We start from the raw sequence: 16,840 nt of genomic DNA on the forward strand, positions 1-16,840 counted from the left end.
TAAGTTATGGAATCAATCACAACTGATGAATTGAAAAAGAAAATGTTCGATAATGAACCAATTCATATCGTTGATGTCCGAGAAAACGAAGAAACAGCGAAAGGTATTATTCCAGGAGCAACAACTATTCCAATGAATGAAATTCCTGATAACCTTAATGAATTCAATGAGAACGATACGTATTACATTATCTGTGCTGCAGGTGTTCGCAGTGCGAATGTAGTGAATTACTTGAAAGAACAAAACCCTAATATTCATGCGGTTAATGTAGAAGGCGGTATGAAAGCTTGGGGCGATGAAGGTTTAGAAATTAATAGTATCTAAATTGAATGATAATAGCCGAAACTGGTCGTAAAATTACGATGCAGTTTCGGCTATTTTTCATTTTGTTGATTAAATTATGTGAAAAACTATTCAAACTGTCCGGCATTGATACCTGATACACGGCCTGTAACCAATGCGCTTGTAATATTGTAACCACCAGTATAACCATGAATATCTAAAACTTCACCGCATAAAAATAGGCCAGGTGTAATTTTTGACATCATTGTATGCGGTTCAATTTCTTTAATAGAAACACCGCCACCTGTCACAAATGCTTTTTCAATAGGTAACGTACCATTCACTGTAAATGTAAAACCTTTGAACAGTTGTGCAAGCGTCAGGATTTGTTGGTTGGAAATATGATGACCTGTAGTGTCTTCAGCTACACCAGCTTGTTCTAGTATAAAGTTGAGATAGCGTTCTTCTATAATCCCACGCAGACTGTTTTTAACAAGTTTATCTGGTGTTTCTTTAATTAAAGATTTGATACGCGCTTGAACCTCATTTTCTTTTTCGTCAGGGAACACATCTAATTGCATTTGAATGTCTTGTTTCTTTTGAGATTTTTGTTCTTTGTAGACGAATTGGCTGCATCGTAATGCGGCTGGACCACTGATTCCAAAATGAGTGAAAATCATATCCATTTGATGTGTGATACGCGGTTTGCCATTTTTTCTAAGCACTGATAATGCGACATCTTTTAAACTCAATCCTTTTAGAGTCTTCCTGATAATAAAAGGTGCTTTAGAAGTAATTGGGACTTCAGTAGGGAAGAGTTCAGTTATTGTATGACCGAGAGACTCAGCAAACGTATAGCCATCTCCAGTTGATCCTGTTTGCGGAACACTTGTCCCACCCGTCGCAATAACAACGGTCTTACTATGATAAACTTGATCATTTTGATCTGTCACAATAAAATGGCCGTCCTCATCTAGCTTAATATGTTTGACTGCAGTTTCTTCTTTAATTTCAACATTATTATTTTTGAGTTCTTGAACTAAAGTATCTACGACGTCTTGAGCACGGTTAGAAACCGGGAACATTCTGCCGTGATCTTCTTCTTTAAGTTTCACACCGCGAGATTCGAAGAACTCAATAATGGATTCGTTATCAAAGACTGAAAAAGGACTGTATAAGAATTTTCCGTTACCTGGAATGTGGCGAATAATTTCATCATAGGGCAGTCGATTTGTGACATTACATCGTCCGCCGCCTGAAATTTTTAATTTCCTGCCGAGTCCTTTTTTCTTTTCTATTAATAATACTTTTTGTTTGTTTTGACTTGCGGCTGCTGCAGACATTAAACCACTGGGTCCGCCGCCGATAATAATCGATTGATACATATAATCGGTACGCGCTGAAATGTATAAGCGCGTCTGCCTCCTTTAAATTTGATTTCTGTATTGTATTTAGGTTATTGTGAAAGCTTAGGTAAGTCATTTGCTTGTTTTGCAGTGTCTGCGATATATTTCTCTGACACTGTTGTGAAATTATTTATATAATCTTTCCTGTTAACACTATTTTAAGCTATAATACTAATGAAAAAAAGTAACTGCTGACAATTGTTGGTAGTAGGATAAGATTAAAATTATTTTCAGATAGGAAGATTGTAATGAATGAAAGTCAAGAATTAGTAAGAGGGACCTTTCTTCTAACGGTAAGTATTTTAATAACTAAAATACTAGGTGTGCTATTTATCATTCCGTTTTATGCCATTATCGGCGGAGAAGAAAACTTGGCCCCGTTCAACTATGCATATGCACCTTATAACATTGCGATTGCGGTAGCAACTGCTGGTGTGCCATTGGCCGCATCAAAATATGTTGCGAAATATAATGCAATCGGTGCATATCATGTCAGTCAAAAGTTATATCGATCAAGTTTTATCGTTATGTCAATCAGCGGTGTTATCGGTTTTATTATTTTATATGCATTATCACCATTGATTGCCAATGTGACACTTGCGCATAAATCAAACATAGAGGGCGGCTGGACTGTCGAAGACATCACGTGGATTATTCGTATTATCAGTACAGTTGTTATCTTCATTCCGTTACTTGCAACTTGGCGAGGTGTGTTCCAAGGATTTAAATCTATGGGACCTACAGCTGTTTCTGAAGTAACTGAACAAGTTGCACGTATTATTTTCATTTTAGGCGGCAGTTATGTCGTGTTAAATGTGATGGGTGGATCAGTATTGATGGCGAATGGTGTCGCTACGTTCGCGGCAGCAATCGGTGCTATCGTCGGTATCTTTACGCTATGGTATTACTGGCGTAAGCGTAAACCGCATATTGATAAAATGGTAGCGTCTGATACCACTGGTTTAGATGTACCATATTCAAAAATGTATAAGGAAATTATTTCTTATAGTATCCCGTTTGTCATTGTGAGTTTGAACTTCCCATTATTCAATATTGTAGACCAATTAACACATAACAATGCGTTAGGTATGGCAGGAGTACCGCAACAATTGCATGACTACTTCTTTACAATCTTGAATATGACAACAAATAAAATTGTGATGATACCAACATCTTTAGCTGCTGGTTTCGCGATTAGTTTAATCCCTTATATCACTAAAACTTATGAGTCAGGGGAATTATCAGAAATGCATCGTCAAATCAGAACATCATTAGGTGTATTGATGTTCATCACTGTTCCAGCAAGTTTAGGTATTATGGCTTTAGCAGCACCGTTATATACAGTGTTCTATAGCAGTAACTTTGACGGAAGTCGTTTATTATTCTTCTACGCACCCGTCGCGATGCTGATTTCTTTATTAAGTATTACAGCATCAATGCTGCAAGGAATTGATAAACAGAAATTGACAGTGTTTGTTATATTAGCAGCAGTCGTCGTTAAGGTTGTCTTGAACTTCCCATTAATTGTCGCATTCCATACAGCAGGTGCGGTATTAAGTACAGGTATCGCATTATTGTTTGCGAACATATGTAACTTTTATATTTTGAAAAAGTATGCTAAGTTTACATTTACAGAAACTTGGATACAGTTTGCGAAAATCTTTATCTATGGCTTTATCATGATGCTTTGTGTTGAAGCAGCATATTGGGTAATGCAACTGATTGTGTCACCGCAAACTAAAATCGGAAGTCTGATTATCTTAATTGTGGGGGTTGTTATCGGCATGGTTGTTTATGGCGGTATCACGCTGAAAACAAGACTTGCTGACCAATTTTTAGGTGAATTGCCAAGCAAGTTACGTAGAAAGTTGAGAATCTCATAATGCGATTGGATAAATTTTTATCGAACATGGGTGTCGGAACACGCAGTGAGGTAAAACAATTGCTTAAACAGAACGCTGTTGAAGTGAATAACAAAAAAGAAAAACAAAGCAAACGACAAATTGATCCGAATTCAGATATCATTACAGTCAATGGAGAACAAATAACTTATATTGATAAGATTTATCTGATGCTCAATAAACCTGAAGGCTATGTGTCTGCTGTAGAGGATGCAGAACACTTAACGGTTATCGGATTAATTGAAGACTACCAATATTTAGACATATTTCCGGTAGGTCGTCTTGATAAAGATACTGAAGGCTTATTATTGATTACGAATGATGGGCAATTTAATCATGATGTAATGAGTCCGAATAAACACGTATCGAAAGTATATCGTGTTGAAGCAGCACTGCCTGTAACAGAGGAAGATGTACAAAAGTTTGAACAAGGTATTGAATTATCAGATGGACCGGTTAAACCTGCAAAGCTTGAACTAACGGAAAATCCAAGGATTGTGTACGTTACAATTCAAGAAGGACGTTACCATCAAGTAAAAAGGATGTTTCACGCAATTGAAAATGAGGTAACTAAATTAAAGCGAGTTCAAATCGGAAGCTTAAAACTAGATGATAATCTGTCAAAAGGTGCATATCGTACTTTGACGGAAGCAGAATTAGAACTAGTGAAAAACTAATTTCTTAAAGGACAAGGTGATTATTATGGCAAAATCAAGTAACTTTTTTAAAGCAGTACTAGGTATTGGTGCAGCAACTGCAGCAGTATTATTATCAAGAAAAGAAAGCAGAGATCGTCTAAAACAAGAGTATGATAAATACAAAGAAAATCCAGAATCATACAAAGAAAATGCTAAAGAATTAGCAAACCAAGTTGCGTCTAAAGCAACTGAAACGTTCAACGAAGTAAAACAAGATCCTAAAGGCTATGCTGAAAAAGTAAAACAAGACCCTAAAGGTTTCTTACAAGAGCAAAAAGCTCGCTTCTCTAATTCAGAAGATGCAGCATCACCAACTTTAGATGATGTTAAACAATCTGATGAAGCACAAAATAATATCAGAATTGTGACTGAAGAAGACTTAAAACAAAATGACAATAAAGGTTCAAACGATACTAAATAATAGCAATTGAACTTTCAGTACCTTAGCGAATAGCTAAGGTACTTTTTTTATTTAAAAATTTCATTCTGAGATGACTGTGATGACAACATTTTGAGATTAAGTCAGAAAATTAAGTAGGTTCCCACTGTTGTTTAAGAATCAGTTAGGGTAAAATATAGAGTGAACTAAAATTTGAGAAGGAAGTTGATCACGAATGTGGAAAGAAAAAGTGCAAGAATACCAAGATCAAATTATTGCTGATTTAAACGGCTTACTTTCAATTGAAAGTGTCAGAGATGATAGCAAAGCTACACCTGATGCACCGCTAGGTCCAGGTCCTAGAGCTGCGCTTGATTATATGTATCAAATTGCAGAACGTGACGGATTTAATGTCCACGATGTCGATCATGTTGCAGGAAGAATTGAAGCAGGTAAAGGTGAAGACTTATTCGGCATTCTTTGTCATGTTGACGTGGTACCTGCAGGTGAAGGTTGGGATACACCACCGTTTGAACCGACTGTAACTGAAGATGCAATTATTGCACGTGGTACATTGGATGATAAAGGTCCAACAATTGCTGCGTACTATGCGGTTAAAATCTTAAATGAAATGAATGTAGACTGGAAAAAACGTGTACACATTATCATTGGCACAGATGAAGAATCAGACTGGACTTGTGTAGATCGTTATTTCAAAACAGAAGAAATGCCTGAACTAGGCTTTGCACCTGATGCAGAATTCCCTGCAATCCATGGTGAAAAAGGTATTACAACATTCGATATTGAATTAGCTGGCGAAGCAAAAGATTCTACTGATACAAATTCAGAAGTTACACTTTTATCATTTGAATCTGGACAACGCTATAACATGGTTCCAGATGAAGCAGTTGCACATCTCAAAGTTAAAAATAACAATTCAGAAGTAACAGAACGTTACCAACAATATCTAGAAGCACATGAACTTGTAGGTAACAGTGAATTAGAAGACGATAAGCTGGTTTTACGATTAAAAGGTAAAGCGGTACATGGTATGGACCCATCTATCGGTTTAAATGCCGGTTTGTTCTTACTCCACTTCTTACGTGGATTAGAATTAGATACTCAAGCAGCTAAATTCGTTGATTTAAGTGAACGTTACTTATTCGAATCTCACTTCGGTGAAAAAATGGGTATGAAATTCCATACTGATAAAATGGGAGACTTAACAACAAATATCGGTATTATTTCATATACATTGCCTGAAGGCGGAAGATTCGGTGTGAACTTACGTTATCCAGAGGGATTTGAATTTGATGAAGCAATTGAAGGATTCAAGCATGAAGTGAATGATTTAGGATTCGAACTTAAACTTGGGAAAGTTCAACGTCCGCACTATGTAGATAAAGAAGATCCATTTGTACAATCATTAGTTCAAGCTTATCGTAATCAAACAGGTGACATGACTGAGCCTTATACAATTGGCGGAGGTACTTATGCACGTAATCTAGATAAAGGCGTAGCATTCGGAGCAATGTTCAGCGACTCAGAGGACTTAATGCATCAAAGAAATGAATATATTACGAAAAAACAACTTTTCAATGCTACTAGCATTTATTTAGAAGCGCTATACGCATTATGTGTGGAGGAATGAGTATGACAAACAAGGTATTTTTGAACGGCCAATTTGTAGATGAACAGGATGCAAATGTACCATACAATGACAGAGGTTATAACTTTGGTGACGGTATTTATGAATACATTCGTATTTATGACAATACATTATTTACTGTAAAAGAACACTTTGAAAGATTTTTACGAAGTGCGTCAGAATTAAATATTGATTTAGATGAAACAATAGAATCACTAACTGACAAAGTAAAAAAACTTGCAGAAGTAAATAATGTTGAAAATGGTGGGGTGTATATCCAAGTTACTCGTGGTGCAGCACCACGAGATCATGCATTCCCTGGACCAGATGTTAAACCTCAGATGATGGCATTTACAAGAAGCTACGGCAGACCTGTGGAAAAACTAGAAAATGGTATCAATGCTGTTACTGTAGAAGATATTCGTTGGTTAAGATGTGATATCAAAAGCTTAAATTTATTAGGCAACGTGCTTGCGAAAGAATACGCTGTGAAATATAACGCTGATGAAGCAATCCAACATCGTGGCGAAACAGTTACTGAAGGAGCGTCAAGTAACGTTTACGCAATTAAAGACGGTGTTGTTTATACACATCCTACGAATAATTATATTTTGAATGGTATTACGAGACGAGTTATTAAAGCAGTTGCTGAAGAACAAGAAATCCCATTTAAAGAAGAAACGTTTACAGTGGATTTCTTAAAACAAGCAGATGAAATTATTGTCTCTAGTACGTCTGTTGAAGTGATGCCTGTAATTAAATTGGATGGTGAAGCGGTCGGCAATGGTGAAGTCGGTCCAATTACTCGCCAATTACAAAAAGGCTTCGAACAAAAAATTGAGGAAAGTCATTAATTGCATGATTTTCTCCAACTTACCTTGAAAATGTGTTATAATTTTATTTTGTCGCTACTGAAAATTTAATTATTTTCAATAGCTTTCTAGAAAGTAAAATGTGTCTTTTTGTTTCTCATTTTTGGTTGAAAACCAAGGTTAAAAATTATAAAATTAACAATGAGTGCTAAGGACGTAAAAGTATTAAACTTTTTAAAGAAATATAAAATATGGCTCTTGAAATACACTTCTAGAGCCATTTTCTAATTGAAAGCGAGGTGAACGTGTTGGAGCAGTTCTATCAGTTAGGATGGACTTTAGATTCTGCTGGAGGCGCATCCGGAGAGGCTTATATGGCCGAACAAGATGGTCAAAAGCTATTTTTGAAAAGAAATTCTAATCCATTTATAGCGGCATTATCAGCTGAAGGTATTGTCCCTAAATTAGTTTGGACAAAACGAATAGAAACAGGGGAAGTTGTCACAGCGCAACATTGGAAAAATGGCAGAGAATTAACTTTCGAAGAAATGACTCAGACAAGAGTGGCTAAGTTATTGAAAAAAATTCATAGCTCAAAAACATTATTGACCATGTTGAAAAGAATGGAAATGGAACCTATTACACCAGATATTCTATACAATAAAATCAATACCTCGCTTTCCAGACAGGTACTGACGCACCATGTAGTCAGAAAAGCCTTGACGTATCTTGAAGAGCATAAACCTCATTTGGACCCTCGCTTTTATACAGTCGTTCATGGAGATGTAAATCATAATAATTGGTTGCTATCTGATCGTGATGAACTTTATTTAGTCGACTGGGAAGGTGCAATGTTAGCAGATCCTGCCATCGATATCGGAATGCTGCTTTACAATTACGTTCCTCAAAATGAGTGGTCAGAATGGCTTGAAAAATATGGTTGCAAAGAATCATTAGATTTAAGTAAAAGAATGAAATGGTATACCGTTATTCAAGCGATTGGTCTTGTAGAGTGGTCTGAAGAACAGAAACGTTATAAAGATATGAATATATGGCTGAAATTTTTAAATGAAGTGATGAACAGCAACGTATTTATTTGAGGAGAATAAGCAAATGAGATTAAGAAATAAACCTTGGGCAGAGGATTATTTGCGCAAACATAATACAGTTGTAGATATGGATGGAACGCATGCTGGCAAGATGTCAGCATGGTTCGATAAATCACAACCGATTTATATTGAAGTCGGTTCTGGAATGGGGCAGTTTATTACAGAACTCGCTGCTCAACATCCTGAAGTCAACTTTGTCTCTTTAGAAAGAGATAAAAACGTGATGATTCGTGTGTTAGATAAAGTGTTGGAAAAGGATTTGCAGAATATCAAACTAATTTGTAATGATGCAATGGAATTAACTGATTACTTTAAACCTGGCGAAATTGATCGTGTTTATTTAAATTTTTCTGATCCATGGCCGAAAAAACGACATGCGAAGCGAAGACTAACGTATCACACGTTCCTTGCATTATATAAAACGATTTTGAAAGAAGATGGAGAAATCCATTTCAAGACTGATAATCGAGGATTATTTGCTTATAGTTTAGAAAGTATGTCTCAGTTTGGTATGTATTTTACTAAGATTAATCTCAATCTTCATGATGAAGATGATGAGGATAATATTGAAACTGAATATGAAAGAAAGTTTGCGGATAAAGGTTCACGTATTTACCGAATGGAAGCAAAGTTTCATCATTAATCACTGCATTCAATAGAATGCAGTTTTTTTGCGTTTCTAAAGTTTGAAAATATGTCTATATCAACCTATACTTAGTTATATATCTGAACGTTAGGGTGAGGCTTTTGAAACTAGGAAAATTTAAAATCCATGATTTGAACGGTGGTATGACGCACATGGACGGAGGCACGATGTTCGGTCCGGTTCCGAAACCCTTATGGGATAGAAAAATACCAGCAAATGAAAAGAACCAAGTACCCATGAGTGTATCTCCGATTTTAGTTCAAACAGAAGAACACAATATCTTGATTGATACAGGTTTAGGTGAAGGCAAGCTTACTGAAAAACAAAAACGTAACTTTGGTGTTGAAAATGAAGGATTAATTGAAGAAGGGTTGCAAAAGCTCGGTTTAACATTAGAGGACATTGATATTGTCTTGATGACCCATATGCATTATGATCACGCTTCAGGTTTATCTGATGTAGAAGGTCATGCGAAATTCCCTAATGCAGTTCATTATATACAACAAGATGAATGGCATGAATTTTTAGCACCTAATCTACGCAGTAAAGCAACATATTGGCCTGAACTTAATCTCGGTGATTATCAAAAGCATTTAATTTTATTTGAAGATGAGATTGAGGTTGTGCCAGGTGTTCATATGTATCATACGGGTGGCCATAGTTTTGGACACAGTATAATTACTATTGAAAGTGATGGAGAAAAAGCAGTCCATATGGCAGATATTTTTCCTTCACATGCGCATATGAACCCATTATGGGTAACATCATATGATGATTATCCAATGCAATCAATCAGAGAGAAAGAAAGATGGCTGCCTTGGTTGATTATGCAGGATTATTGGTTCTTGTTTTATCATGATGCGACATACTTTGTGCTTAAATTTGATAAAGAAGATCATTCTATCAAAGCAGAAATAAAAAGAAATCAATAACTTAAAACAAATGCAACAAAAAAACAATGTCTCCGTTATACGGAAACATTGTTAGAATAAGTATGCATACCAATATCATTAAACTTCTTTTATGTTAATGATTTTACCATTTGTCGCATCGGCGATAAATTCATAATTACTGATTTTGCCGTGGTTTTTAGTTGTAACACCGCCACGGTATATTTCATAATGAATACCGTCTTGTTCGAATGGTTGAGGTTCTGAGACAATGTATGACCCTGTCACGTTCATAAAGTAGCTTTTCACTTCTTCAATTAACTTTTGCGGGTTATACTTTTTAGTGCCTAAAAATGTGAGGTAAGCTAGTAAACTACTCAATAAAACTGTGATTGGTAATACTATCAATAACAAAATTTTTCTTCGAGACATCTCAATTTATACCTCCACTTACGTTATAACAATATTCTACCATAACATTAGGAGGATAATGAATTATTAAGGAGCGATGAACAGTGGAAATTGCGAAAAATGAAACATTACAACATATTAAAGCTTTAACAGAATTTCATGGTGCACCAGGTTTTGAACAAGATTTAAGAGCGTACATAAAAAAAGAAATGGAACCATACGCTGACGAGTTCATCTATAACCGTATGGGTGGATTTTACGCGGTAAAAAAATCTAAAAAAGAAAATGCGAAAAAAGTGATGGTAGCAGCACATATGGATGAAGTCGGTTTTATGATTACTGACATTACATCAAATGGTATGCTGCACTTTACGAACTTAGGTGGCGTTGCTGCAGATATATGGCAAGGTCAACGTTTAAAAGTCAAAACAAGACAACAAGAAATTATTACAGGTGTTGTTGCAAGCATTCCTAAACATTTCAGAACAGGTAATGAAGGTCAACCGCAAATTAAAGATTTAATGTTAGACATCGGTAGTGACTCTGCAGATGAAGTCAGAGCACGTGGTGTAGAGATTGGAGATTCAATTGTTCCTGATACCTCTTTAATTCAATTATCTGAACATCGTTTTGCGGGTAAAGCATGGGATAATCGTTATGGTTGTTTATTAGCGATTGAAATTTTAAAATTATTTAAAGACAAAGAACTAGATGTTGATTTATATGTAGGTGCAAATGTCCAAGAAGAAGTCGGTTTAAGAGGTGCACGTGCAGCTGCAGAACAAATTGATCCAGATGTAGCATTTGTAGTCGATTGTTCACCAGCTAACGATATGAAAGGTGTACAACAACTTTCTGGTAAACTGGGGGCAGGAACATTAATCCGTATTAAAGATGGTACCATGATTCTTAAACCAGCATTCAGAGATTATTTATTAGAACAAGCACAACAACATGATATTAATACACAATATTATATTTCACCAGGCGGCACTGATGGAGGAGAGATTCACAAAGCGAACATAGGTATCCCAACTGCAGTCATTGGTGTTTGTGCACGCTATATTCATAGCTCCGATTCAGTATTTGATATCAGAGATTATTATTCAGCAAGAGCATTACTTGAAGCATCTATTTTAGGATTAGATGATGAAACCATTGCATATTTACAATATTCATAAATAAGAAGAAAGAAGTGGATAAATATGAAACAATTAGAATCAGTAGAAGCGTTTGAACAACTTAAACAAGGTAAAACTGTATTTATGTTTACAGCAGATTGGTGCGTAGATTGTCGTTTTATCGCACCGAGACTTCCTGAATTAGAAGAAAAACATCCGGACTATACATTTGTGTCAGTAGATCGCGATAAATTTATTGATTTAGCAGCGGACTTAGGAATTATGGGGATTCCAAGCTTTTTAGTTTACGATAACGGCGAACAAGTCGGAAGTTATGTCAGCAAAGATAGAAAAACGATTGAACAAATCAGCGAATTTATTACGAATATTTAAATAAAAATACCCTTAGGAAATTCACATTTTTTCTGTTCCTAAGGGTATTTTTACGGTAAACTATAAAAAGGTATGTAATTAGGAGTGTTAATATGAATGTCTTTCAAATGAGAGATAAACTAAAAGAACGTTTAAATCATTTAGATGTTAATTTTACATTTAATAGAGAAGAAGATACCTTGCGCATTGCACGTAAAGATAATGGTAAAGGTGTAACGATTAGATTAACACCCATCGTCGCGAAATATAACGATCAACAAGAAAAAATTGTTGATGAGATTGTTTACTATGTCAATGAAACAATTCAACAAATGAGTGATGATGCACTGCAACAAATGGACAATATCAAAGTGATGCCAGTGATGCGTGCAGCAAGTTTCGATAAGGAAACTAAAGAGGGGCATCCGTTTGTGATTGATGCACATACAGCAGAAACAAATATCTATTATGCATTAGATTTAGGAAAGTCTTATCGACTCATTGACGAATCAATGCTGAAACAATTAAATGTGACTGCACAACAAATTAAAGAAATGGCATTATTCAATATCAGAAAATTAGATAACCCATACAAAACAGATGAAGTTAAAGGCAATCTGTTCTATTTTATTAATACGAATGATGGGTACGATGCGAGTAGAATTTTAAACACGCCATTATTAAATCAATTTGAAGAAAACTGTGAAGGTGAAATGTTAGTAGCTGTTCCGCATCAAGATGTTTTAGTTGTGGCAGATATCAGAAATAAAACGGGTTACGATGTGATGGCTCATTTAACCATGGAATTCTTCACGAAAGGTCTTGTACCAATTACATCGCTATCATTCGGATACGATAATGGCCACTTAGAACCTATCTTTATCTTGGCTAAAAATAATAAAAACAAAAAAGATAAGAGTCCAAATGTGGTCCAAGAATTGAGCACAGTAAAAAATCAAAAGAAAAACGATAAGAAATAAGGAGAATAGATAATGAATTTATTTTACAACTTAAACGGCGTAGGAGATGTAGCATTCTTACAAGTAGAACCTGCTGAAGGAGAGTTCGACTATACAACACATGGTGACGTAGTGAGAATTACGTTAGATGGTAAAGCTGTAGGATATAATATCTTCAATGCTTCTAAGCATTTACCAATCGAAGGTAATGGACATATTAAACTTACACCAGAATTATTAGATGGTTTACAAAACGTTTTAAAAGAATCAGGTATTGACGATCAATTAGATTCTGACTTATCACCAAAATTTGTAGTAGGTTATGTTAAAACTAAAGAAAAACATCCAAATGCGGATAAATTAAGCATTTTACAAGTAGATGTTGGAAATGAAACATTACAAATTGTATGTGGTGCGCCAAATGTTGAAGCAGATCAAAAGGTTGTAGTCGCAAAAGTAGGCGCTGTAATGCCTAGCGGTATGGTTATTAAAGATGCTGAATTACGTGGTGTACCATCAAGCGGTATGGTTTGCTCAATGAAAGAATTAAATTTACCGAACGCACCGCAAGAAAAAGGAATTATGGTATTATCTGAGGATTACCAAACAGGACAACCATTTTTCGAAGAATAAAATGATTGGAAGGAAGTGACATTATGAACTGGTTTGATAAATTGTTTAGTGATGAAGACGAAGAAGAAGTTTATCAAAGAAAATATAGTCAGCGCAGACAAAAATTAGAAGAAAAAGAACGTCGTCGTCATGCATTACTACCAGAAAATAATGATATTTACGAACGTCCAAAAGGTAATTTTAGATTTCCACTTCATGTGAATGATTCTGACCAACAAACAGAATCAGATTCAGAATCCAATCATTCTGAACCAACTTATGAGTCAGAAGAATTTGTTGAAACTTCTTCGTATCAAAAACCAGACCGTCGTCATAGAAGAAGACGTACGTTTTATGATGACGATACACCATCATTTCGTTCTTCACGCAACACACGTAAGCAATCAGAATCAAAAGAACGTGCTCCAGAACAAACGCATCAAAGAGAACATCAAAATAGACGTGTACAGAATTATTCGACACGCTATGATACGAAAGATATTTATTATAAAAGTGGTGAATTCAGAGCTGAAGAAGTACCTTCAGCCATTTTCGGTACGAAAAAACGTCATCCTTTAGAAAATGGTGTTATTCAACGTTCAGAGGGTGTTACTGAAGAACCTAAAAAGCAACAAGAAAAAATACCGACAGATCCATTAAATGGTTCACGTAAACAAGCTTCAAAAGCACATGAAGTTGAAACAAGAGAATCCGAAGACACAAAAAATGAAACAGAACAACTGTCTTCTAAAGATTCACAACACCAAGTGAAACAAACACCTAATTATTCTAAAGCGGATAATACAATTAATATTAATAATATTTATGCTTCACAAATTGTTGAAGAAATTCGACGTGAACGCGAACGTAAAGTGTTACAACGCAAAAAATTCAAAGAAGCACTTCAACAAAAACGTGAACAAGAAGATGTCAGCTCAATTCAAAAGGCTATTGATGAAATGTATGCTGAACAAGCCAAACAGTATGTAGAAGATCCAGTCTTCCAAGAAAATGGCTTTGAAAAAGAAAAAGAAGCCAGAGCTGCTGAAGACCAAGAAGGCGAAGAAACACAACAACCTACCTCAGAACACATACAAACAGAAACGTCTGAAGAAACGTCAACACAACCACAAAACGACTTTGACTATGAAGAAGTAGATTTAAACCAAGTTCAAGACATGCATCAATTAGACGAACAAGACGTTAAAGTTGTAGAAGATGCTCCTGAAGAAACACAACAACTTGAATCAGAATCACCTCAATCTGAGACAGAAAATCTAACAGAGTCTCCTGAGCCTTTACCAGAAGTTTCTGAAGCACAATATACCGAAATTGAAGATGAAGAAGAACCAGTTGAAAGTGAACAGGAAGAAGTACCAGAAGAACCTGTAAATGGAACTGAAATGCATGAAAGTACTGACGAACAGGAATCAGAACCAGTACAAGAAACATCAGAAGAACCTGAAGATGAACAGGATGAACTACAAGAAGATAATTCTACGGAGGTTCAAGAACCTGTGTTAGCACCAGATAGTAATACATCTAAATCAGAGGCAACGAAAACTGATGAGACTAAAGAAGAAGTCACAGAAGAAAAAGCAAAATCGAGCCTTGAACCTCAATTGAAACCAGATCAACCAAAATCTGATGATGCAGAAAAAGAAGAGTCAAAAACAGAAATAAAAGAGGAACAAGAAGAATCAGTTGAACAAGAAGAAACTACTGAAAAAGTTTCTACACCTGACTCTAATAATGAAGAACAAGAAGAAAATAAAGCAGAGGCAGAAGAAGTTAAAACTGAACAACCGAAAATTTCTCGTCCAATTCGTAAAGGTGCTAAGCCGTTCAATGTGATGATGACACCATCAGACAAACGTCGTATGATGGATGCACAAAAACGTAAAGCTGCACAAACATCAAAAACACAAACAAATGATTCTGCGGTTTCTTCAGAGCCTGAACAAAGCGTGGCTTCACAAACGACTGAAGTTTCGACTCATGACGACAGTGAACCACAATCATCACAACAAGAAAATCAAAACTCTGATCAACCAAAAGCTGAACAAGGACATATCACAACAAGCGTACAGACAGCAAAAACGACACAATCTAATGCACAAGAGGAAGTTAAGCAACCTGTAACTGCACAAAAGGAACCTGTTCAAGCACATCACGAAGGTATTCGAAAAGGGCCTAATTTAAAACTGCCAAGTCTAGGTTTATTAGATGAACCAGAAGTACATGAAGTTGACCAAGAGTGGATAGATGAGAAAAAAGAAGAGCTGAATGATGCATTTTATTACTTCAATGTACCTGCAGAGGTTAAGAATGTTACAGAAGGACCTAGTGTGACACGTTTTGAATTATCTGTTGAAAAAGGGGTAAAAGTTTCTAGAATCACTGCATTACATGATGATTTGAAAATGGCTTTAGCCGCCAAAGATATTCGAATTGAGGCACCGATTCCAGGTACAAGTTTAGTAGGTATAGAAGTACCAAATATATCGCCAACAAAAGTGAACTTAAAATCTATTATTGAGAGTCCTCAATTTAAGAATGCAGAATCTAAATTAACAGTTGCGATGGGTAATCGCATCAATAATGAACCGTTATTAATGGATATTGCGAAAACGCCACACGCACTGATAGCAGGGGCTACGGGTTCAGGTAAATCTGTTTGTATTAACAGCATATTACTTTCACTATTATATAAAAATCATCCAGAAGAGTTGAAACTCTTGCTGATTGATCCGAAAATGGTAGAGTTAGCACCATACAATGGTTTACCGCATTTAGTATCACCTGTGATTACAGATGTCAAAGCAGCAACACAAAGCTTGAAGTGGGCTGTTGATGAAATGGAAAGACGTTATAAATTATTTGCGCAATATCATGTGCGAAATATTACAGCTTTCAATAAAAAAGCTTCATACGAGCAACGTTTGCCTAAAATTGTCATTGTAATCGACGAGCTTGCAGACTTAATGATGATGGCACCGCAAGATGTAGAGCAATCTATTGCGAGAATTGCACAAAAAGCACGTGCATGCGGTATTCATATGCTTGTAGCAACACAACGTCCATCTGTAAACGTTATTACAGGATTAATCAAAGCGAATATTCCAACTCGTATCGCATTTATGGTATCATCTAGTGTGGATTCAAGAACTATATTAGATAGCGGCGGTGCAGAACGCTTACTTGGTTACGGTGATATGTTGTATCTAGGTAATGGTATGAATAAACCAATTCGCGTTCAAGGCAGCTTTGTGTCTGATGAAGAAATCGATGCAGTTGTCGATTTTATTAAGGCACAACGTGAACCGGAATATTTATTTGAAGAAAAAGAATTGTTAAAACAAACAAAAGCACAACCTAAAGATGAGTTGTTTGATGATGTATGTCGATTTATGGTTGCAGAGGGCAATATCTCAACATCACTCATTCAGCGTCATTTCCAAATTGGTTACAATAGAGCTGCACGAATTGTTGACCAACTTGAAGCGTTGGGTTATATTTCAGGTTCGAACGGTTCGAAACCAAGAGAAGTTTATTTGACTGCAGCTGAAATAAATGAGGAATAAGAAAGAAGGA

The 16,840-nt window shown here is 35.8% G+C and carries 16 protein-coding genes; 14 read left to right on the forward strand and 2 right to left on the reverse strand.

Features of this window, described 5'->3' with window-relative positions:
• Window positions 1–6: 6 nt before the first annotated feature.
• Complete coding sequence (locus MUA87_RS05520; RefSeq protein ID WP_002481231.1) at window positions 7–324, forward strand: rhodanese-like domain-containing protein; 318 nt, start codon at window positions 7–9, stop codon at window positions 322–324.
• Between the two features lie 86 nt (window positions 325–410).
• Here MUA87_RS05520 and MUA87_RS05525 read toward each other — a convergent pair whose 3' ends face one another.
• Window positions 411–1,667, reverse strand: a complete 1,257-nt coding sequence (locus tag MUA87_RS05525; RefSeq protein WP_070626319.1) for a BaiN/RdsA family NAD(P)/FAD-dependent oxidoreductase — start codon at window positions 1,665–1,667, stop codon at window positions 411–413.
• A gap of 269 nt (window positions 1,668–1,936) precedes the next feature.
• On the opposite strand from MUA87_RS05525, the gene MUA87_RS05530 reads away from it, so the two are divergent.
• The 8 genes from MUA87_RS05530 (at window position 1,937) to MUA87_RS05565 (ending at window position 9,813) form a co-directional block, all read left to right on the forward strand.
• On the forward strand, window positions 1,937–3,571 hold the full coding sequence (locus MUA87_RS05530) for a putative polysaccharide biosynthesis protein (RefSeq protein WP_002481228.1): 1,635 nt from the start codon (window positions 1,937–1,939) through the stop codon (window positions 3,569–3,571).
• Complete coding sequence (locus tag MUA87_RS05535) at window positions 3,571–4,266, forward strand: pseudouridine synthase (RefSeq protein ID WP_023015990.1); 696 nt, start codon at window positions 3,571–3,573, stop codon at window positions 4,264–4,266. Before MUA87_RS05530 ends, MUA87_RS05535 begins: the two co-directional genes overlap by 1 nt.
• A 25-nt stretch (window positions 4,267–4,291) precedes the next feature.
• Window positions 4,292–4,708: a YtxH domain-containing protein gene (locus tag MUA87_RS05540; protein ID WP_057509789.1), complete on the forward strand. Its 417-nt coding sequence runs from the start codon at window positions 4,292–4,294 to the stop codon at window positions 4,706–4,708.
• Between the two features lie 193 nt (window positions 4,709–4,901).
• On the forward strand, window positions 4,902–6,317 hold the full coding sequence (gene pepV / locus MUA87_RS05545) for a dipeptidase PepV (RefSeq protein ID WP_002481225.1): 1,416 nt from the start codon (window positions 4,902–4,904) through the stop codon (window positions 6,315–6,317).
• Window positions 6,318–6,319: 2 nt separating this feature from the next.
• Entirely contained in the window at window positions 6,320–7,168 is an 849-nt protein-coding gene (gene dat, locus MUA87_RS05550; RefSeq protein ID WP_023015988.1) for a D-amino-acid transaminase, read from the forward strand.
• 266 nt (window positions 7,169–7,434) lie between these two features.
• Window positions 7,435–8,226, forward strand: a complete 792-nt coding sequence (locus MUA87_RS05555; protein WP_023015987.1) for a phosphotransferase family protein — start codon at window positions 7,435–7,437, stop codon at window positions 8,224–8,226.
• A 13-nt stretch (window positions 8,227–8,239) separates the two neighbouring features.
• A complete protein-coding gene (gene trmB / locus MUA87_RS05560; protein ID WP_103364047.1) occupies window positions 8,240–8,878 on the forward strand; it encodes a tRNA (guanosine(46)-N7)-methyltransferase TrmB in 639 nt (212 codons plus the stop codon).
• A 104-nt stretch (window positions 8,879–8,982) separates the two neighbouring features.
• On the forward strand, window positions 8,983–9,813 hold the full coding sequence (locus tag MUA87_RS05565; protein WP_262551378.1) for a YtnP family quorum-quenching lactonase: 831 nt from the start codon (window positions 8,983–8,985) through the stop codon (window positions 9,811–9,813).
• A 78-nt stretch (window positions 9,814–9,891) separates the two neighbouring features.
• On the opposite strand, the gene MUA87_RS05570 is transcribed toward MUA87_RS05565, so the two are convergent.
• Complete coding sequence (locus MUA87_RS05570; RefSeq protein ID WP_002481220.1) at window positions 9,892–10,203, reverse strand: hypothetical protein; 312 nt, start codon at window positions 10,201–10,203, stop codon at window positions 9,892–9,894.
• 83 nt (window positions 10,204–10,286) lie between these two features.
• On the opposite strand from MUA87_RS05570, the gene MUA87_RS05575 reads away from it, so the two are divergent.
• From MUA87_RS05575 to MUA87_RS05595, 5 genes are all read left to right on the forward strand, one after another.
• On the forward strand, window positions 10,287–11,363 hold the full coding sequence (locus MUA87_RS05575) for a M42 family metallopeptidase (RefSeq protein ID WP_262551379.1): 1,077 nt from the start codon (window positions 10,287–10,289) through the stop codon (window positions 11,361–11,363).
• Between the two features lie 24 nt (window positions 11,364–11,387).
• The gene (locus tag MUA87_RS05580; protein ID WP_262551380.1) at window positions 11,388–11,696 is read left to right on the forward strand and encodes a thioredoxin family protein; all 309 of its coding nucleotides are present in this window, start codon (window positions 11,388–11,390) and stop codon (window positions 11,694–11,696) included.
• Between the two features lie 92 nt (window positions 11,697–11,788).
• Window positions 11,789–12,655, forward strand: coding sequence for a DUF1444 domain-containing protein (locus MUA87_RS05585; protein WP_002481217.1), 867 nt, complete (start codon window positions 11,789–11,791; stop codon window positions 12,653–12,655).
• A gap of 12 nt (window positions 12,656–12,667) precedes the next feature.
• The gene (ytpR, locus tag MUA87_RS05590) at window positions 12,668–13,267 is read left to right on the forward strand and encodes a YtpR family tRNA-binding protein (protein WP_002481216.1); all 600 of its coding nucleotides are present in this window, start codon (window positions 12,668–12,670) and stop codon (window positions 13,265–13,267) included.
• Between the two features lie 23 nt (window positions 13,268–13,290).
• Complete coding sequence (locus MUA87_RS05595; RefSeq protein WP_262551381.1) at window positions 13,291–16,830, forward strand: DNA translocase FtsK; 3,540 nt, start codon at window positions 13,291–13,293, stop codon at window positions 16,828–16,830.
• The last annotated feature ends 10 nt before the right edge of the window (window positions 16,831–16,840 follow it).

This window comes from Staphylococcus simulans, from assembly GCF_025561465.1.
Classification (GTDB): domain Bacteria; phylum Bacillota; class Bacilli; order Staphylococcales; family Staphylococcaceae; genus Staphylococcus; species Staphylococcus simulans.